The 17732-nt window shown below is 70.4% G+C and carries 15 protein-coding genes and 2 tRNA genes; 11 read left to right on the top strand and 6 right to left on the bottom strand.

Annotated elements, in window-relative coordinates:
• Positions 1–48 precede the first annotated feature (48 nt).
• From AB0L37_RS28400 to AB0L37_RS28385, 4 genes are all read left to right on the top strand, one after another.
• On the top strand, positions 49–750 hold the full coding sequence (locus tag AB0L37_RS28400; RefSeq protein WP_365511326.1) for a M50 family metallopeptidase: 702 nt from the start codon (positions 49–51) through the stop codon (positions 748–750).
• A gap of 36 nt (positions 751–786) precedes the next feature.
• Positions 787–2112, top strand: a complete 1326-nt coding sequence (gene aroA / locus AB0L37_RS28395; RefSeq protein WP_365511323.1) for a 3-phosphoshikimate 1-carboxyvinyltransferase — start codon at positions 787–789, stop codon at positions 2110–2112.
• A gap of 13 nt (positions 2113–2125) precedes the next feature.
• Entirely contained in the window at positions 2126–3136 is a 1011-nt protein-coding gene (gene rsgA / locus AB0L37_RS28390; protein WP_365511320.1) for a ribosome small subunit-dependent GTPase A, read from the top strand.
• A gap of 133 nt (positions 3137–3269) precedes the next feature.
• Complete coding sequence (locus AB0L37_RS28385; protein WP_365511317.1) at positions 3270–3593, top strand: multidrug efflux SMR transporter; 324 nt, start codon at positions 3270–3272, stop codon at positions 3591–3593.
• Positions 3594–3609: 16 nt separating this feature from the next.
• On the opposite strand, the gene AB0L37_RS28380 is transcribed toward AB0L37_RS28385, so the two are convergent.
• Positions 3610–4206 carry a TetR/AcrR family transcriptional regulator gene (locus AB0L37_RS28380; RefSeq protein WP_365511314.1) on the bottom strand — a complete coding sequence of 199 codons (597 nt, stop codon included), beginning with the start codon at positions 4204–4206 and terminating at the stop codon, positions 3610–3612.
• 152 nt (positions 4207–4358) lie between these two features.
• Between AB0L37_RS28380 and hisN the strand changes: the two genes are divergently transcribed.
• Both hisN and AB0L37_RS28370 read left to right on the top strand, forming a co-directional pair.
• Positions 4359–5153 carry a histidinol-phosphatase gene (gene hisN / locus AB0L37_RS28375; protein WP_365511311.1) on the top strand — a complete coding sequence of 265 codons (795 nt, stop codon included), beginning with the start codon at positions 4359–4361 and terminating at the stop codon, positions 5151–5153.
• A 127-nt stretch (positions 5154–5280) separates the two neighbouring features.
• Positions 5281–5688 carry a CBS domain-containing protein gene (locus AB0L37_RS28370; RefSeq protein WP_365511308.1) on the top strand — a complete coding sequence of 136 codons (408 nt, stop codon included), beginning with the start codon at positions 5281–5283 and terminating at the stop codon, positions 5686–5688.
• A gap of 108 nt (positions 5689–5796) precedes the next feature.
• On the opposite strand, the gene katG is transcribed toward AB0L37_RS28370, so the two are convergent.
• Complete coding sequence (gene katG / locus AB0L37_RS28365) at positions 5797–8013, bottom strand: catalase/peroxidase HPI (RefSeq protein ID WP_365511305.1); 2217 nt, start codon at positions 8011–8013, stop codon at positions 5797–5799.
• 136 nt (positions 8014–8149) lie between these two features.
• Between katG and AB0L37_RS28360 the strand changes: the two genes are divergently transcribed.
• From AB0L37_RS28360 to AB0L37_RS28345, 4 genes are all read left to right on the top strand, one after another.
• Complete coding sequence (locus AB0L37_RS28360; RefSeq protein ID WP_365511303.1) at positions 8150–8569, top strand: Fur family transcriptional regulator; 420 nt, start codon at positions 8150–8152, stop codon at positions 8567–8569.
• A gap of 240 nt (positions 8570–8809) precedes the next feature.
• The gene (locus AB0L37_RS28355; RefSeq protein ID WP_365511300.1) at positions 8810–9568 is read left to right on the top strand and encodes an ABC transporter ATP-binding protein; all 759 of its coding nucleotides are present in this window, start codon (positions 8810–8812) and stop codon (positions 9566–9568) included.
• Positions 9565–10431: an ABC transporter permease gene (locus tag AB0L37_RS28350; RefSeq protein ID WP_365511297.1), complete on the top strand. Its 867-nt coding sequence runs from the start codon at positions 9565–9567 to the stop codon at positions 10429–10431. The genes AB0L37_RS28355 and AB0L37_RS28350 overlap by 4 nt, the downstream gene beginning before the upstream one ends.
• A gap of 25 nt (positions 10432–10456) precedes the next feature.
• A complete protein-coding gene (locus tag AB0L37_RS28345; RefSeq protein ID WP_365511294.1) occupies positions 10457–11596 on the top strand; it encodes an ABC transporter substrate-binding protein in 1140 nt (379 codons plus the stop codon).
• A 59-nt stretch (positions 11597–11655) separates the two neighbouring features.
• Here the strand turns inward: AB0L37_RS28345 and AB0L37_RS28340 are convergent.
• The 4 genes from AB0L37_RS28340 to AB0L37_RS28325 form a co-directional block, all read right to left on the bottom strand.
• Positions 11656–11729, bottom strand: a tRNA-Met gene (locus AB0L37_RS28340).
• Between the two features lie 68 nt (positions 11730–11797).
• Positions 11798–13624, bottom strand: coding sequence for a tetratricopeptide repeat protein (locus AB0L37_RS28335; RefSeq protein WP_365511291.1), 1827 nt, complete (start codon positions 13622–13624; stop codon positions 11798–11800).
• 239 nt (positions 13625–13863) lie between these two features.
• Positions 13864–13937 (bottom strand) — tRNA-Met (locus AB0L37_RS28330).
• Positions 13938–13984: 47 nt separating this feature from the next.
• Positions 13985–16921, bottom strand: a complete 2937-nt coding sequence (locus AB0L37_RS28325) for a UPF0182 family protein (RefSeq protein ID WP_365511636.1) — start codon at positions 16919–16921, stop codon at positions 13985–13987.
• A gap of 140 nt (positions 16922–17061) precedes the next feature.
• Here AB0L37_RS28325 and AB0L37_RS28320 point away from each other — a divergent pair, with 140 nt between their 5' ends.
• Complete coding sequence (locus AB0L37_RS28320; protein WP_365511288.1) at positions 17062–17604, top strand: PPA1309 family protein; 543 nt, start codon at positions 17062–17064, stop codon at positions 17602–17604.
• Positions 17605–17732 lie beyond the last annotated feature (128 nt).

Raw genomic sequence — 17732 nt, 5'->3', positions numbered from 1 at the left:
CACAGTGCCAGAAGCAAGCCCTCCACCGAACGGGAGCCCGGAAAGACCATGGACACCAGCCTCTGGGACAGGATCTTCGGGACCCAGACCGACCCCGACCAGTGGGTGGTGATCGCCACCGGCGTCGTCGCGCTCGCCGCGATCGTCCCGCACAACGTCTGGCGCCTCTCCCGCAACGCCATCACCATCGCCCACGAGGGCGGCCACGGCCTGATCGCCCTCCTGATGGGCCGCCGCCTCGACGGCATCCGGCTGCACTCGGACACCAGCGGCCTGACGGTCAGCCGCGGAAAACCGACCGGCCTCGGCATGATCCTGACCGCGGCCGCCGGGTACACGGCCCCGCCGCTGCTCGGCCTCGGCGGCGCCGCCCTGCTCGCTGAGGGGCACATCACGCTGCTGCTGTGGCTGGCGACGGCGCTGCTCGTGGCGATGCTGGTGATGATCAGGAACGCGTACGGCGTGCTGACGGTCGTGGTGGCCGGCGGAGCGTTCCTGCTGGTGTCCTGGCTGGCCGGACCGCAGGTGCAGGCGGCCTTCGCGTACGCGGTGGTGTGGTTCCTGCTGCTCGGCGGTGTGCGGCCCGCGTTCGAGCTCCAGTCGAAGCGGCGCCGCGGGGGCGCCGGTGACTCGGACGCCGATCAGCTCTCCCGCCTCACACACGTCCCCGCGGGAATGTGGCTCTTTTTCTTCCACGCCGTCTCACTGTGCGCACTGCTGGGCGGCGGTCGCTGGCTGCTCGGTCTGTGAACAGGTGGGTCCTGCCGGGCCCACTAAAGTAAAGGCATGACCTCGAACCCCGCGCACACCGCACTCTGGCCGGCCCCTCTCGCGAGCGGAGCCGTCGACGCCACCGTCCAGGTGCCGGGGTCCAAATCCGTGACCAACCGCGCGCTCGTGCTGGCCGCGCTCGCCGCGGAGCCGGGCTGGCTGCGCCGCCCGCTGCGCTCGCGCGACACCCTCCTGATGGCGGGCGCGCTGCGCGCGATGGGCGTGGGCATCGAGGAGGGCGTGGGTCCCGACGGCTCCGGTGAGGCGTGGCGGGTCATCCCGTCCGGCCTCCAGGGCCCGGCCACGGTCGACGTCGGCAACGCGGGCACGGTCATGCGCTTCCTGCCGCCGGTCGCCGCGCTCGCCGACGGTCCGATCCGCTTCGACGGCGACCCGCGGTCGTACGAGCGTCCGCTGCACGGCGTGATCGACGCGCTGCGCGCGCTCGGCGCCCGGATCGACGACGAGGGGCGCGGCGCGCTGCCGCTGACCGTGCACGGCGGGGGCGCGCTCGACGGCGGCCCGGTCGAGATCGACGCCTCGTCCTCGTCCCAGTTCGTGAGCGCCCTGCTGCTGTCCGCGCCGCGCTTCAACCAGGGCGTGGAGCTCCGGCACACGGGCTCCTCGCTCCCCTCCATGCCGCACATCCGGATGACGGTCGACATGCTGCGCGCGGTCGGCGCCCAGGTGGACACCCCGGAGTCGGGCGGCGAGGCGAACGTGTGGCGGGTGACGCCGGGCGCGCTGCTCGGCCGCGACATCACCATCGAGCCGGACCTCTCGAACGCCCAGCCGTTCCTGGCCGCGGCCCTGATCGCCGGCGGCACGGTCACGATCCCCGACTGGCCCGCCCACACCACGCAGCCCGGTGACGCGCTGCGCGACATCTTCACGCAGATGGGCGGCAGCTGCGAACTGACCGAGAACGGGCTGGAGTTCACCGGCACCGGCACGATCCACGGCATCGACGTGGACCTGAGCGAGGTCGGTGAGCTGACCCCGGGCATCGCCGCCGTGGCCGCCCTCGCCGACGGCCCGTCCACGCTGCGCGGTGTCGCCCACCTGCGGCTGCACGAGACGGACCGCCTGGCCGCGCTCACCAAGGAGATCAACGAGCTGGGCGGTGACGTGACGGAGACGGCCGACGGTCTGCACATCCGCCCGCGCCGGCTGCACGGCGGGATCTTCCACACGTACGACGACCACCGGATGGCGACGGCGGGCGCGATCATCGGCCTGGCCGTGGAGGGCGTACAGATCGAGAACGTCGCGACGACGGCGAAGACGCTGCCCGACTTCCCCGACATGTGGACCGGGATGCTCCAGGCAGGCCGGGCGTAGGGAACGAGACGCGATGCGCCGCTACAGCAAGAACACCGACGAGGACGACATCCGCCAGCGCCCGAACCGCAAGGGCAACCGGCCGCGGACCAACATCCGCCCCAAGCACGAGGACGCTGCCGAGGGCATGGTCCTCACCGTCGACCGGGGCCGCCTGACCGTCCTGATCGACGACATCCCCGTCACCGCGATGAAGGCCCGCGAGCTGGGCCGCAAGGCGGCGGTGGTGGGTGACCGGGTCTCCGTCGTCGGTGATCTGTCCGGCAAGAAGGACACGCTCGCGCGCATCGTCCGTATCGAACCGCGCAGCTCGCTGCTGCGCCGCACGGCGGACGACGACGACCCGTACGAGCGCGTCGTCGTCGCCAACGCGGACCAGCTGGCCATCGTCACCGCGCTTGCCGACCCCGAGCCGCGCCCGCGCATGATCGACCGCTGTCTCGTGGCGGCGTTCGACGGTGGTCTCACCCCGCTCCTGGTCCTGACGAAGTCGGACCTGGCCCCGCCCGACAAGCTCCTGGAGCTCTACGGCGACCTGGACATCCCCTACGTCGTGACCAGCCGCGAGGAGCTGGAGAACGGCACGGCGGTGGCGCGGGTGCGCGAGCAGCTCGACGGGAAGATCACGGCGTTCGTCGGGCACTCGGGCGTCGGCAAGACGACCCTGGTCAACGCGCTTGTCCCGCAGGATCAGCGGCGTTCGACCGGGCATGTCAACGCGGTCACGGGCCGCGGCCGGCACACCACCACGTCCGCGCTCGCGCTGCCGCTGTCCGACGACGCGGGCTGGGTGGTCGACACCCCGGGCGTCCGCTCGTTCGGCCTCCACCATGTGGACCCGTCCCGGGTCATCCACGCCTTCCCCGACCTGGAGCCCGGCACGGAGAACTGCCCGCGCGCGTGCAGCCACGACGAGCCGGAATGCGCCCTGGACGCCTGGGTGGAGGAGGGTCACGCGGACCCGGCGCGCCTGTACTCGCTGCGCCGGCTGCTCGCGACCCGCGAGCGCCGCGATGGCGACTGACCTCCGGCTTGTTTGCTGCCCCCGCGCACCGGTAAAGGCATAATCGCACCGAGCCGGACGCAAGATCGAGATCGGACCCTCGGCAGACCGAGATCAACAGACCGAGATCAGTGGAACGCGGGAGGCACAACACATGGCGTGGCTGCTGGTGGTCGTCGCGGGGATGCTCGAGACCGGTTTCGCCGTCTGTCTGAAGCTCTCGCACGGCTTCACGCGGCTGTGGCCGACGATCGCGTTCGCCGCGTTCGCCCTGGGCAGCTTCGGCCTGCTCACGCTCTCCCTGAAGAAGCTCGACGTGGGCCCGGCGTACGCGGTGTGGACGGGCATCGGCGCGGCCGGCACCGCGATCTACGGAATGATCTTCCTCGGCGACGTGGTCTCCACTCTCAAGATCGTCTCGATCAGCCTGGTGATCGCGGGCGTGATCGGCCTCCAGCTGTCCGGCTCCGCGCACTGAGGCCCCTCAAAGAGTCCTAGCCTGCGACGCGTCCGGGCCGGATGGCCTCCCGCACCATCCGGCCCACCCCGCCTTCCCCCGGCGGCACCATCACGCACGACAGCGCGAGCCGCACCGCCAGTTCGCAGTCCCGGGCCAGCGTCTCCACCTCGTTCTTCGCGGCGCCCGGTGATCCGAGCGCGGCCACGGTCCGGTCCCGTACGGCACTGACGAAGTCGGTCGGCGCGGGCAGCGGGCCGTCCGCGCGGCGCTGCGCGGGCACGGCCGAGGACGAGGGCACCGCGGACAGCGTCGGCGAGGGCAGCCGCTCGCTCCAGCAGCCGGTCAGCACGGCCCGCACCAGCGGATTGCGGCGGGCGCTGGCCACCGTCCACTCGGCGACCGTGTCGAGGCCGCCCTCCTTCAGCGCCCGGTCGACGCCGGCGAGATAGGCGTCGGCCTCGCGTCGCACGAGGGCGCGGGCCAGGCCTTCCTTGCTGCCGAACTCGTTGTAGAGGGTCTGCCGGGAGACCCCGGCGACCGCGGCGACGTCCACCATCCGCACCCCGGACCAGGGGCGGCGGGCCAGCGCCGTGTAGGCCGCGTCCAGTAGGGATTCCCGCGCTGCAGGCATCGTCGCCTCCCGGGGCCGCAGGGTGCGTACGGCTTGTCCCGTCAGAGTTGACGCGCTCGTACGCACTGTCAATAGTCCGCGCGACCCGTCCCGGGCGGCCGCGGGATCAGGCCCTGTAGCAGCGGACCGACCACGATCGATACTGTTCACTCATGCCCGACTACCACGATGATCTGCGCCTCGCCCACGTCCTCGCCGACGTCGCCGACGCCGCGACGATGGACCGCTTCAAGGCTCTCGACCTGAAGGTGGAGACGAAGCCGGACATGACGCCGGTGAGCGAGGCCGACAAGGCCGCCGAGGAGCTGATCCGTGGCAACCTCCAGCGCGCCAGGCCGCGCGACGCGGTCCTCGGCGAGGAGTACGGCATCGAGGGCACGGGCCCGCGCCGCTGGGTGATCGACCCGATCGACGGCACGAAGAACTACGTGCGCGGCGTCCCGGTGTGGGCCACGCTGATCTCCCTCATGGAGGCGGGCGAGGGCGGCTACCAGCCGGTCGTCGGTGTCGTCTCGGCGCCCGCGCTCGGCCGGCGCTGGTGGGCGGCGAAGGGCGCGGGCGCGTACACGGGCCGCAGCCTGACCTCGGCGTCCCGGCTGCACGTCTCCAAGGTGGGGCGGATGTCCGACGCGTCGTTCGCGTACTCCTCGCTGACCGGCTGGGAGGAGCAGAACCGGCTCGACGGGTTCCTCGACCTGACGCGGGACGTGTGGCGCACGCGCGGCTACGGCGACTTCTGGCCGTACATGATGGTCGCCGAGGGCTCGATCGACATCTGCGCCGAGCCGGAGCTCTCGCTCTGGGACATGGCGGCGCCGGCGATCGTGGTGACGGAGGCGGGCGGCACGTTCACCGGCCTCGACGGCCGCCCCGGCCCGCACAGCGGCAACGCGGCGGCGTCGAACGGCCTGCTGCACGACGAGCTGTTGAGCTACCTGCGCGCCTGAACTCACCTCCCGCGCCCCCTTGTTGACACTCCCTTTACCTGTAACTCTGAGAGTCCCCCACTTGTGAACTTGTGAACCGTTTCTCGCGGTCCCACAGGTGACTCACACAGGAAAGGTGGCTCCATCCATGCTCGTCCGTGACGCCATGAGCACGATGGTCCTCACCATCGGTCCCACCCACACCCTGCGCCAGGCGGCCCGGCTGATGTCCGCCCGCCGCGTCGGAGCGGCCGTGGTCCTCGACCCCGACGGCTCCGGCATCGGCATCCTGACCGAGCGCGACATCCTCAACTCCGTCGGCCTGAACCAGAACCCCGACCACGAGACGGCAGGCACCCACACCACGACGGACGTCGTCTTCGCCGCCCCGGCCTGGACCCTCGACGACGCCGCGGAGGCCATGTCGCACGGCGGCTTCCGTCATCTGATCGTGCTCGACGGCCAGGAGGCGATCGGCATCGTCTCGGTCCGCGACATCATCCGCTGCTGGGCCCCGGCCAAGCGGCACGCGGCGGCCACGGCCCTGACGGTCTGATCCCCGTACGAGGATTTCCGTAAGAGGATTCGCGTACGGCGATGCGCGTACGACAAAGAGGGCCGGCCCCCGAAGGGAACCGGCCCTCTTCTACTCAACTGTCAGAACTCAGACCAGGTCGAACCGGTCGAGGTCCATGACCTTGGCCCACGCGGCGACGAAGTCGTTCACGAACTTCTCCTTCGCGTCGTCGCTCGCGTAGACCTCGGCGACGGCGCGCAGCTCGGAGTTCGAGCCGAAGACGAGGTCGGCGCGGGTGCCGGTCCACTTGACCGTGCCCGACGCGTCGCGCGCCTCGAACTCGTCCTGCGCCTCGGACGTGGACTTCCACTCGGTGTCCAGGTCGAGCAGGTTGACGAAGAAGTCGTTCGTCAGCGTGCCGGGACGGTCCGTGAGGACGCCGTGCTTGGACTGGGCGTGGTTGGCGCCCAGGACGCGCAGGCCGCCGACGAGGACCGTCAGCTCGGGCGCGCTCAGGGTGAGCAGGTTCGCCTTGTCGAGCAGCAGGTACTCGGCGGGGAGGCGGTTGCCCTTGCCCACGTAGTTGCGGAAGCCGTCGGCGGTCGGCTCGAGCGCGGCGAACGACTCGACGTCCGTCTGCTCCTGCGAGGCGTCGACGCGGCCCGCGCTGAACGGCACGGTCACGTCGTGACCGGCGTCCTTGGCGGCCTTCTCGACGGCCGCCGAGCCCGCGAGCACGATCAGGTCGGCGAGCGAGACCTGCTTGCCACCCTGGGCGTTGAAGGACTCCTGGATGCCTTCGAGGGTGCGCAGGACCGCGGCGAGCTGGTCGGGGTTGTTGACCTCCCAGTTGCGCTGCGGCTCCAGGCGGACGCGGGCGCCGTTGGCACCGCCGCGCTTGTCGCTGCCGCGGAAGGAGGACGCGGAGGCCCAGGCGGCGGAGACGAGCTCGGAGACCGAGTGGCCGGAGGCGAGGACGCGCTCCTTGAGGGCCGCGATGTCCGCGTCGTCGATCAGCTCACCGGTGCGGGCCGGCAGCGGGTCCTGCCACAGCAGCTCCTCGGAGGGAACCTCCGGGCCGAGGTAGCGGACGACCGGGCCCATGTCGCGGTGCGTCAGCTTGTACCAGGCGCGGGCGAAGGCGTCCGCGAACTGGTCGGGGTTCTCGTAGAAGCGGCGCGAGATCTGCTCGTAGATCGGGTCGAAGCGCAGCGACAGGTCGGTGGTGAGCATCGTCGGCTTGTGCTTCTTCGAGGAGTCGAAGGCGTCCGGGATGGTCTCCTCGGCGTCCTTCGCGACCCACTGGTGGGCGCCGGCCGGGCTCTTGGTGAGCTCGTACTCGTACTCGAAGAGGTTCGCGAAGAACCCGTTGCTCCACTGGGTCGGGGTGCTCGTCCACGTCACCTCGAGGCCGGAGGTGATGGCGTCCTTGCCGACGCCCGTGCCGTACGTGGACTTCCAGCCGAGGCCCAGCTGCTCCATGGGGGCGGCCTCGGGGTCGGCCTGCACGTTGTCCGCGGGGCCCGCGCCGTGGGTCTTGCCGAAGGTGTGGCCACCGGCGATGAGGGCGACGGTCTCCTCGTCGTTCATCGCCATGCGGCGGAACGTCTCACGGATGTCGCGGGCCGCGGCGATCGGGTCCGGGTTGCCGTTGGGGCCCTCGGGGTTGACGTAGATGAGGCCCATCTGGACGGCGCCGAGCGGGTTCTCCAGCTCGCGGTCGCCGGTGTAGCGGCCGTCGCCGAGCCACTCGGTCTCGGGGCCCCAGTACACGTCCTCCTCGGGCTCCCACACGTCCTCGCGGCCGCCGGCGAAGCCGAAGGTCTTGAAGCCCATCGTCTCCAGCGCCACGTTGCCCGTGAGGATCATGAGGTCGGCCCACGAGATGCTCTTGCCGTACTTCTTCTTGACCGGCCACAGCAGACGGCGGGCCTTGTCGAGCGAGGCGTTGTCCGGCCAGCTGTTGAGCGGCGCGAACCGCTGCTGCCCGGCGCCCGCGCCACCGCGGCCGTCGCTGATGCGGTAGGTACCGGCGGAGTGCCAGGCCATACGGATCATCAGCGGGCCGTAGTTGCCGAAGTCGGCCGGCCACCAGTCCTGCGAGGTGGTGAGCACCTCGGCGATGTCCCGCTTCACGGCGGGCAGGTCGAGGGCGTTGAACGCCTCGGCGTAGTCGAAGTCGTCGCCCATCGGGTTCGACACCGCGGGGTTCTTGGCGAGGATCTTCAGATTGAGCCGCTCCGGCCACCACTGCCGGTTTCCGCCGCCCTGGGTCGGGTGCGCCGCACGCCCGTGCGCGACCGGGCAACCGCCCGTCCCCTCAGCCTTCGGGTCAGTGACGATTGCTTCATGGTTCTCGGACATTGGGGCCCTTCCGGAGTCGTCCTGTCGCTTGGCCTGAGCCGTTTGTGATCCTACAATGGACAATGTCTAAGTCAAGCAATGCTCCAAAGTTACGCCCGTTCGGGACCTGGGTCCCTTGACTGTTAGGCTGGCCTGCATGAGTGACCTGTTGGAACGACTGCGCGGACGCGGCTGGCGTATGACCGCCCAGCGGCGCGTCGTGGCCGAGGTCCTCGACGGGGACCACGTCCATCTGACGGCCGACGAGGTGCACGCCCGTGCCGTCGCCAGGCTTCCCGAGATCTCCCGCGCCACCGTGTACAACACGCTGGGCGAGATGGTCTCCCTCGGCGAAGTCATCGAGGTCGCCACGGACAAGCGCGCGAAGCGGTACGACCCGAACGCGCACCGTCCGCACCAGCACCTGGTCTGCGCCCAGTGCGGCCAGATCCGCGACGTCCACCCGAGCGGCAACCCGCTGACGGACCTCCCCGACACGGAGCGCTTCGGCTTCACGATCTCGGACGTAGAGGTCACGTACAGGGGCTTGTGCCCGAACTGCGCGACGAAGGCGTAGCTTCCTTACACGCAGCAATAAGGCCCGCACCTGCAAGGTGCGGGCCTTATTGCTGCGCCCCGCAAGGGGCGCGGGGCTGTATCGATTTGCGGCTCCGCCGCGGGGCGCGAGCAACCACAGCGAACCCGCACCCGGCAACAACCCACGCTCCCCACATCCTCTTCCGAATCCTCTTCCGAAATCTGACACCCCGTCATATTCTCACCGGCGCCCACGACAATCCCGCACCCCGGAGGGCCCATGGCCCACAAACTCCGCGCCACAGACCTCACCCGAACCTTCGACACCACCCACGCCCTGGGCCCGCTGAACCTCACCCTCGCCCCCGGCGAATTCGTCTGCGTCGTAGGCCCGTCGGGCTGCGGCAAATCCACCCTGCTCCGGATAGCCGCGGGCCTGACCCGCCCCTCCACCGGCACCCTGGAGATCCGCACCGACAGCCCCCGCCCGGCCGCGATGATCTTCCAGGACTACGGCATCTACGACTGGAAGACGGTCCTGGCCAACGTCCGCTTCGGCCTCGACATCCAGAAGGTCCCCCGCAAGGAGGCCACCGCCCGCGCCCGCGACTGGCTGACCCGCATGGGCCTCGCCGACTTCGCCGACGCCCACCCCGCGGCCCTCTCCGGCGGCATGCGCCAACGCGTGGCGATCGCACGGGCGTTGGCGGTCGAACCCGAGATCCTGCTCATGGACGAGCCCTTCGCCGCGCTCGACGCCCAGCTCCGCACGATCCTCCAGGACGAACTCCTCGCCCTGACCCAGACGACGCAGACCACGACCCTCTTCATCACGCACAGCCTGGAGGAGGCGATCGTCCTCGGCGACCGCGTCCTCGTGATGTCGGCCCGGCCGGGCCGCGTGATCGCCGAACGCCGCCCGCCGTTCCCCCGCCCGCGCACGGGGGACATCCGCTCCACGCCCGAGTTCACCTCCCTCAAGGGCGAGTTGTGGGACCTGCTGCGCGGCGAGGTGCACCAGGAGGCGGTCCCGGCATGACGACGACGGCCCCCGCCAAGGACACCGACGGCCTCCTGGTCCGCGCCCCGGGCCCGCAGGAACTCCACCCCGTCCGCACCCGCCGCAGGCGCCGCGCCCTGGAACTCTCCCTCGCGGCCGCCGTCCCCCTCGCCCTCGTCCTGCTGTGGCAACTGGCCGCGACGCAGGCCTGGATCGACGCCCGCGTCTACCCCGCCCCGTCCACGATCCTGGCCGACGGCTGGGACCGCGCGGCCGCCGGCGACCTGTGGCCGGACGTGTGGGCCACCCTCAAGCGCGTCCTCGCCGGCTACGCGATCGGCACGGCGACGGGCTACCTCCTCGGCCTCCTCATGGGTTCGGTCCCCTTGATCCGCGCGGCCCTCGAACCCCTCCTCGACGCCCTGTACGTCGTCCCGAAGCTGGCCCTGCTCCCCGTCTTCCTCAACATGTTCGGGCTCGGCGAGGGCCCCCAGATCGCGCTCGTCGCCGCGACCGTCTTCTTCTTCGTGTGGATCTCGACGATGGCGGCAGTGATCTCCGTGCCGTCCGGCCACCGCGACGCCGGCCAGGTCTTCGGCGCCTCCCCGTGGCAGATGTTCCGCCACGTCCTGCTGCCCGCCTCGCTCCCCGCCGTCCTGGTCGGCGCGCGCATCGCGGCGGGCGTCGCGGTCCTCGTCATCGTCGCCTCGGAACAGATCGCCGCGACGAACGGCCTCGGCCACCTCATCTTCGACGCCCGCGCCCTCTTCCAGAACGACGTGATGTTCGTCGGCATCGTCTGCGTGGCCGTCCTCGGCGTCGTCTTCTCCGAACTGGTACGTCTCGCGGGCCGGTTGCTCACCCCGTGGGCCCCGCGCGACCGCGGCCGCGGCCAGTCCTGAACTCACCTTTGTGTACGGAGGTTCCATGCGCACCAGAAACGTGGGTACGACGCTGCTCGTGAGCGGCGCCCTGCTGATCGGCGCGAGCGCGTGCGCCGAGAACGGCGCCTCGTCCGGTTCGTCGGCCGCGAAGCCCCGTACGATCACGGCAGTTGAGGGCTGCGGCAAGGGAAGCTGGACCGACCCCTCCGACCTCTCCCCCGACCGGAAGCCGGCCCGCTGCGCCGCCGGCGCCCCCGCCCCGGTCGAACTCGCCAGGACCCGCAAGCTGACGATCGCCACGGGCACGCTCAGCGCCGAGTACGTGGCGCCGCTCGAAATGGCTGTCGAGAAGGGCGAGTTCAAGAAGGAGGGTCTGGACATCACCCTCAAGGTCCTGCCCACCCCGGACGCCCTGCCGCTCCTCGCCAAGGGCGACATCGACGCCCAGTGGGCAGCGCCCGAGGCCGCCGTCATGAACGGCATCCTGGGCGGCTTCGACATTAAGTGGGTCGCCGGGAACTTCTCCCCCGACCCGAAGTCGAAGTCCGGCCTGTGGGTGCGCCTGAAGGACGGCCAGAGCGCCGCCCAGGTGGAGATGGCAGGGCGCAAGATGGGCACGATGATCGGCAAGGGGTCCGTCATCTCGTACCCCATGAACACCGCGCTCAAGAAGCACGGCGGCGGCCTCGACAAGATCCAGTTCCAGCAGCTCGGCTCGGCCGACGTGCTGACCGCGCTCCAGAACGGCGGCGTCGACTCGGCGTGGCTGCTCGACCCGGTCTGGCGCAAGGTCGACGGCGACCGGCGCTACGCGTTCCTCGGCGGTCAGCCCCAGGGCGAACCCCTCGGCGGTCTCCTCTTCGGCCCGAAGCTCCTCAAGGACGACCCGGACGCGGGCGTCGCGCTCCTGCGCGCGTACATCCGCACGGTGAACACGTACTTCCCGGGCGACTACAAGAAGGACCCCGCCCTCGTGACGGAGCTGGCCGGACTGCTCAAGACGGACAAGGACGTCCTGGAGTCGACGCCGTCGCTGCGCATGGACTGGGAGATCCGCGGCGGCACGACCGACCGCCTCCAGGCCGCATACAAGGCGGCCGGCGTCGCGGACGGCGATCCCCTGCCGGAGTCGAGGACGGTCGACAGGAAGCTGTACGAGGAGGCCGTGGGGCACACCTCGTAGGCGTCCCGACATACGTCGAAGGCCCGGAACCTCACGGTTCCGGGCCTCGGACTTATCAGTAGCGGGGACAGGATTTGAACCTGCGACCTCTGGGTTATGAGCCCAGCGAGCTACCGAGCTGCTCCACCCCGCGGCGATGAATGCAACTCTACGGTACGGCTCCGACCAGCGCAAATCCCTTTGGCGCCGCCCCGCGCGGAGCTACGCCGTCAGCTCCTGGCGCAGCGCGTCCCGCAGGCGCCCGGCCCGCTCCGCGACCTCCGCGGGCCCGAGCTCGACCGCACGGGACGCCCACTTCTGCCCCTCGACCAGATCGCCGCGGCGCGCCCGCAGCAGGGCGAGCCGGAGCGCGGCGCGGCCGTGCCCGGCGTCCGCGGCCCGCATCCACCACAGCGCGGCCTCCGGCTCGCTGCCCTCGCGGGCGAGCAGCAGGCCGAGGTTGAAGGCGCCGTTGCGGGACCCGGCCTCGGCGGCCTCGCGGTACCAGCGCGCCGCCTCGACCACGTCACCGCGCGCGGCGGCCAGCATGCCGACACGGACCTGCGCGCGCCGGTGCCCGTGCTCGGCGGCCCGCTCGTACCACTCCTCGCACTCGCTCTTCGCGGTGACGGGCTCGCCCAGCTCGTGCCGGACCTCCGGCGGCCTGCGCACGTCGAGCAGCGAGGCCAGCCGGTAGGCCGCCTCGGCGCTGCCGCCGCCCGCCGCGCACCGCAGATGCCGCTCGGCGGTCTGCTCGTCGCCTTCGAGGAGGCGCGCGATGCCGACCTGCAGCGCGGCTTCGGTGTGCCCGCCGGCCGCGGCCCGCTCGTACCACTGGAGCGCCTTCTGGTGCGACTCCTCGTCCTCGCGGCCCGCGTACAGGATCCCGAGGTTGAAGGCCGCGTCGACGCTGCCCGCCTCGGCCGCCTTGGAGAACCAGGGCTCGGCCCCGACCGCGTCCCCGTTCTGGAGCAGGAGCACGGCCAGCGCGTTGGCCGCCTCACGGTGACCCGCGTAGGCGGCGCGTCTGTACCAGCCCTCGGCCTGCGCGGTGCGCTTCTGCTCGGCGCACAGCAGGCCGAGGTTGTACGCGCCGTTGTTGTCGCCCGCGTCCATGGCGGCGCGGTACCAGCGCTCGGCGGTCTGCGTCTCGCCCCGCTGGGCGTGCAGCGCGCCCAGCGCGTTCGCCGCGTTCCCGTCGCCGTCCTGGGCGGCGCGCAGCCACCACACGGCGGCGCTCTCCTCGTCCCCGGCGTCGCGCAGCAGGAACGCGAGGGCGCACGCGGCGCGCGGCTCGCCGTCCTTGGCGGACGTCAGGTACCAGCGCCCGGCCTCTTTGAGCTCGCCGCGCTTCTCCAGGATCGAGCCGAGGTGCAGCGCGGCCCTGCGGTGCCCGCGCGCGGCGGCCTGCCGGTACCACTGCTCGGCCTCGGCGGCCGGCTTCCGGTCACCGTCGGAGCCTTCGGGGACGCGGACGTCGTCGGGGCCCTGCTGGGCGGCCTGGCGGTCGAGGGCGCGGGCGAGGCGGTACGCGGCCTCGCGGTGCCCGCGCTCGGCGGCCACGCGCATCCAGCGCTCGGCGCCGACGTCGCTGCGGTGCTCCAGGAGGTCGGCGAGCGCGTAGGCGCCCAGGGTGTGGCCCTGCTCGGCGGACTGGCGCAGCCAGTACTCGGCGGCGGGTTCGTCGCCGCGCTCGCGGAAGTGGCGGCCGAGGGCGTGGGCGGCGGGGGCCGAACCGGCGACGGCGGCGATCCGCCACCATCCGGCGGCCTCATCCGCGTAGCCGCGCTGGTGCAGGAGGACGCCGAGGTTGTTGGCCGCGGCGCGGTCGCCCTCGCCCGTGGCAGCGCGCAGCAGGGGCTCCGCTCCGTCGAGATCTCCGCGGCGCAGCAGCATGGCGCCGAGGACACTCATCGCCTCGACGTCGCCGGCCTCCGCGGCCAGCCGCTGGCGTGCCTCCTCGGCAGCCTCACCGGGTTCGTCCCGATCTGTCGGCTGCACAAACCGCCCTGTCTCCAACAGAGTTGCCTTGTCCCCCATAACGTCCATCGTCGCACCACCTGCAACCTGGGTACACCTCGTATACCGCAGCCAGTGAGGTCACTTCAGCGTTTTGTCGACATGCCCACAGGGCGACAAGTGAAACACAGATTTCCCAACTCCCCCCGGGCGGAGCACTCTTCGCACGAACTTGGTACACGCATCGCACATGCCAATGGCTCATGACGTCCGGGACGCTGACGCACCGAAGGCCCGGAAGCTGCTGCTTCCGAGCCTTCGATCATCAGTAGCGGGGACAGGATTTGAACCTGCGACCTCTGGGTTATGAGCCCAGCGAGCTACCGAGCTGCTCCACCCCGCGCCGTTGTGTCCAAACCGTACCACGGCGCGGAGGGGCCTCCCGACCGGTCAGCCGCCGGCCTCCTCCTTGTCACCGCTGTTCTTGTCGCTGCTCTTGTCAGCGTTCTTGTCCGCACCCTTGTCGGTGCTCTTGTCCGCGCTCTTGTCGGCTTCTGTCTGGGCCTTCTCGGCGCGCTCCAGGGCGTCCTGCAACTTGTCCTGTGCCTCGCCGTACGCGGTCCAGTCGCCTTCCTTGAGGGCCTTCTGGCCGTCCTCGAAGGCCTTCTCGGCGTCCGTCAGGGCGTCCTTCACCGTGGAGTTCGCCGGCGGCTTCGTGGTGCCGTCGCCCGGCTCCTCCGGCTCGGCGGGGGTGTCCCCGTCGACCTCGAAGGCCTGGTTGAGCGCCTCCGACAGGTTGTTGGCGAAGCCCATGTTGTCGCCGTACGAGACCGCGACCTTGCGCATCAGCGGGTACTCGGAATTGCGGCCCTGTGCGTAGATCGGCTCGACGTAGAGGAAGCCCTTGTCGAGCGGCACCGTCAGCAGATTGCCGTACAGGACCGTCGAGTCCGCGCCCTTCATGTCGCGCACCCAGTTCGCCACCGGATCCGAGGAGTTGAGCTTGTTCTGCACCTGCTCAGGTCCTTGGACCTTGTCCTCGGTGACTCTCAGGAGCCTTATGGTCCCGTAGTCCTTACTGGTGGCGTCGGCGTCCACCGCCATGAAGGCGCGCAGGTTGGGCCTGCCGCTCGGCGTGAACGTCGTCGTCAGCGAGAACTGCTGGCTGGTCTCGCCCGGCATCTTCATGGACAGGTAGTACGGCGGAACCGCGCTGTTGTCCTTCTTGGTCGGGTCGTTCGGGACCTGCCAGGCGTCGGACGCGTTGTAGAACTGGTCCGAGTCCGTGACGTGGTACAGGCTCAGCAGCTCGCGCTGGACCTTGAACATGTCCTGCGGGTAGCGCAGGTGCTCCTTCAGGTCGGCCGGGATGGCGCTCTTGGGCTCGACCGTGTCCGGGAACGCCTTCTTCCACGTCTTCAGGACCGGGTCGTTGTCGTCCCACGTGTAGAGCTTGACCTCGCCCGTGTACGCGTCGACGGTCGCCTTCACCGAGTTGCGGATGTAGTTGACCTGGTTCTGCTGGGCCACCACGGAGCGCTGGCTGTCGGCCTCGTTGAGCGAGTCGGCCGTGGTGTCACCGAGCGTCGTACGGGACGCGTACGGGTATCCGTTCGACGTCGTGTACGCGTCGACGACCCACTTGACCTTGCCGCCGACGACCGTCGGGTACGCGTCGCCGTCGATCGTCAGCCACGGTGCGACGGCCTCGACGCGCTCCTTCGGAGTGCGGTTGTACAGGATCCGCGAACCCTCGCCGATGGCACCGGAGTAGAGGATCTGCGGCTCGCTGAAGGACACCGCGTAGGCGGCCCTGTTGATCGGGTTCGAGAGGTTGACGCCGCTGTCGCCCTTGTAGCTCGTGGTCTTCTGCGTGCCGTCGTCCTGCTCGTAGTCCAGCTCCTTCTGCGGCCCGCCGACGATCGAGTACTGCGTCGTCTTCTCGCCGTAGTAGATGCGCTGGTTGTACTCGCCGAGGTCGCCGCTGGTGGGCAGTCCCGACTCGGTGAACTGCGGGGCGCCCTGGGACGTCGACGTGCCCTTCGCCGTCACGGCTCCGTAGCCGTGCGTGTAGACGAAGTGGTCGTTGATCCAGTTGCGCTTGTCGAGCTTGCTCAGGTTCAGCTCGCGCAGGCCCACGACGGTGTCCGTGCCGTTGTAGCGGTCCACGTCCAAAGTCGTCGGGAACTGGTAGTACTTCCGCTGCTGTTCGAGCTGCTGGAAGGTCGGCGAGACCACGTTCGGGTCGTTGAGGCGGTAGCTGGCCGCCGAGTCGGCGTCCGAGCGCTGCTTCGCGGTGCCCTTGTCCGACCCCTTGCCGCTGTAGTCGACGGGCGTCGCCTTGTCGATGCCGTACGCCTTGCGGGTCGCCTCGATGTTCTTCTCGATGTACGGGGCTTCCTTGGACTGCTCGTTCGGCTGGACCTGGAACTTCTGGACGATGGCCGGGTACAGGCCGCCGATCAGGATCGCCGAGAGCACCATCAGGCCGAAGCCGATGACCGGCAATTGCCAGGTGCGCCGCCACAGCGTCGCGAAGAAGAGGATCGCGCAGATGATGGCGATGCAGAACAGGATCGTCTTCGCCGGCAGGTAGGCCTGCGCGTCCACATAGCGCAGACCCGTCCAGTTGTCCGTCGCCTTGAAGTCGCTCGACTTCACCGCGAGCCCGTACCGGTCGAGCCAGTAGGCGACGGCCTTCAGGGTCACGAACACGCCGAGCAGGACCGACAGATGGCCCGTCGCCGCGGCCGTGGCGCGCGCGCCCGGGCTCGTGATGCGCAGCCCGCCGTACAGGTAGTGCGTCAGCGCGGCGGCGACCAGGCCGATCACCGCGGCGGCGAACCCGAAGCCGAGCAGGAAGCGGTACCAGGGCAGATCGAACGCGTAGAAGGACACGTCCATGTGGAACTGCGGGTCCTTCTGGCCGAAGGGCACGCCGTTCACGAACATCAGCCAGGTGCGCCACTGGCTCGCGGCCGAGGCGCCGGCGATCAGCCCCACCAGGGCGGTGATCCCGAGCAGCAGCCACTTCTTGAAGGGCGCGATGCCCATCCGGTAGCGGTCGAGGCTCTGCTGCTCCATCGACATGGCGCTGAGCGGCGGGCGCAGCCGGTGCGCCAGCCAGATGTTCACGCCCACGGCCAGCGCCATGAGCAGTCCGAAGACGAAGAAGAGCCCGATCTTCGTCCACAGCATCGTCGTGAACACGGACGAGAACTTGACCGACCGGTACCAGAGCCAGTCCGTCCAGAACCCGGCGAACATGACGAAAGCCATGCCGAGCACGGCAAGGACGCCCAGTGTCAGCAGCAACGTCCGGGCACGCCGGGAAGGCCGCCCCACTCTGATCCGCGGCCCCGTCGGGCCTCCGCCGCGGTCCGGCATCTGGAAAGCCAAGGTGCGCACCTCGAAAGTTCAGTAATCGGTCGGTCAGGCCCCCGAGATCGCGGACCCATCACCTATGCAACTTACTCACGCTTTACTCAGTTCCCGGTTCGGGGGAGGAACGAGGCAGGATTGTGACCATGCCCAACACTCCTATGGCAGCGAGCCCCCTCACCCGGGCCGTACTCGAGATCGACGAGTACGCCTCCGGCCTCGGCTGGGACCAGCCCGCTCGCCTCTTCGCCCTTGTCGACACGGCCGCGCTGCGCGCCCAGGAACCCGCTCTCGCCGCCCAGCTCGGCCTGGAGGGCGAGCAGGAGGCCCCCGGCCTCACCCCCATCGAGCAGGACGAGATCCCTGCCGGAAAGCCGCTGGACGAGTTCCTCGGCACCATCGCCTGGCCCGACGCCGTCGCGGGCTGCGCTCTGACGGTGGAGCGCCTCATGCTGCCGCCGTCCGCCGAGGCCTCGGTGCCCGAGGGCCTGAGCGACAAGAAGCTCGCGAAGTGGGTCGCCGAGCACCCGGACCGCCAGGAGGTCCGGATGACGGTCGGTGTGCTGCGCGACGGCACGCGCGACTCGGCGCTGCGCCTGCGCGAGAAGGACGCGTCGACCGAGGTCCTCACCGGCGCGTCGCTGGTGCCGGGTCTCGCGGAGGCCCTGGCGGCGACGTTCGCCGAGTGACGTTTTTCTCGTCCACGTAGAGGGGCGGGGGGGGGGGGGGCCCCCCGCCCCCCCCCCCCCGGGGGGGGGGGGGGGGGGAAGAAGGCCCAGGTCAAGACCAGACAACAGACACGGACAGAGGTGAGCTG

The sequence above is a fragment of the Streptomyces sp. NPDC052225 genome (assembly GCF_040679615.1).
Classification (GTDB): domain Bacteria; phylum Actinomycetota; class Actinomycetes; order Streptomycetales; family Streptomycetaceae; genus Streptomyces.
The sequence above is the reverse complement of the archived record's forward strand: the minus strand, read 5'-3'. Positions and strand labels throughout refer to the sequence as shown.

Excerpts from the sequence above, each read along its gene's own strand:
- AB0L37_RS28380 (WP_365511314.1), bottom strand. The coding sequence starts at position 4,206 with ATGCCTGCAGCGCGGGAATCCCTACTGGACGCGGCCTACACGGCGCTG.
- AB0L37_RS28350 (WP_365511297.1), top strand. The coding sequence starts at position 9,565 with ATGACGACGACGGCCCCCGCCAAGGACACCGACGGCCTCCTGGTCCGC.
- AB0L37_RS28370 (WP_365511308.1), top strand. The coding sequence starts at position 5,281 with ATGCTCGTCCGTGACGCCATGAGCACGATGGTCCTCACCATCGGTCCC.
- AB0L37_RS28355 (WP_365511300.1), top strand. The coding sequence starts at position 8,810 with ATGGCCCACAAACTCCGCGCCACAGACCTCACCCGAACCTTCGACACC.
- AB0L37_RS28385 (WP_365511317.1), top strand. The coding sequence starts at position 3,270 with ATGGCGTGGCTGCTGGTGGTCGTCGCGGGGATGCTCGAGACCGGTTTC.
- hisN (WP_365511311.1), top strand. The coding sequence starts at position 4,359 with ATGCCCGACTACCACGATGATCTGCGCCTCGCCCACGTCCTCGCCGAC.
- aroA (WP_365511323.1), top strand. The coding sequence starts at position 787 with ATGACCTCGAACCCCGCGCACACCGCACTCTGGCCGGCCCCTCTCGCG.
- rsgA (WP_365511320.1), top strand. The coding sequence starts at position 2,126 with ATGCGCCGCTACAGCAAGAACACCGACGAGGACGACATCCGCCAGCGC.
- katG (WP_365511305.1), bottom strand. The coding sequence starts at position 8,013 with ATGTCCGAGAACCATGAAGCAATCGTCACTGACCCGAAGGCTGAGGGG.
- AB0L37_RS28320 (WP_365511288.1), top strand. The coding sequence starts at position 17,062 with ATGCCCAACACTCCTATGGCAGCGAGCCCCCTCACCCGGGCCGTACTC.
- AB0L37_RS28400 (WP_365511326.1), top strand. The coding sequence starts at position 49 with ATGGACACCAGCCTCTGGGACAGGATCTTCGGGACCCAGACCGACCCC.
- AB0L37_RS28325 (WP_365511636.1), bottom strand. The coding sequence starts at position 16,921 with ATGCCGGACCGCGGCGGAGGCCCGACGGGGCCGCGGATCAGAGTGGGG.
- AB0L37_RS28345 (WP_365511294.1), top strand. The coding sequence starts at position 10,457 with ATGCGCACCAGAAACGTGGGTACGACGCTGCTCGTGAGCGGCGCCCTG.
- AB0L37_RS28335 (WP_365511291.1), bottom strand. The coding sequence starts at position 13,624 with ATGGACGTTATGGGGGACAAGGCAACTCTGTTGGAGACAGGGCGGTTT.
- AB0L37_RS28360 (WP_365511303.1), top strand. The coding sequence starts at position 8,150 with ATGAGTGACCTGTTGGAACGACTGCGCGGACGCGGCTGGCGTATGACC.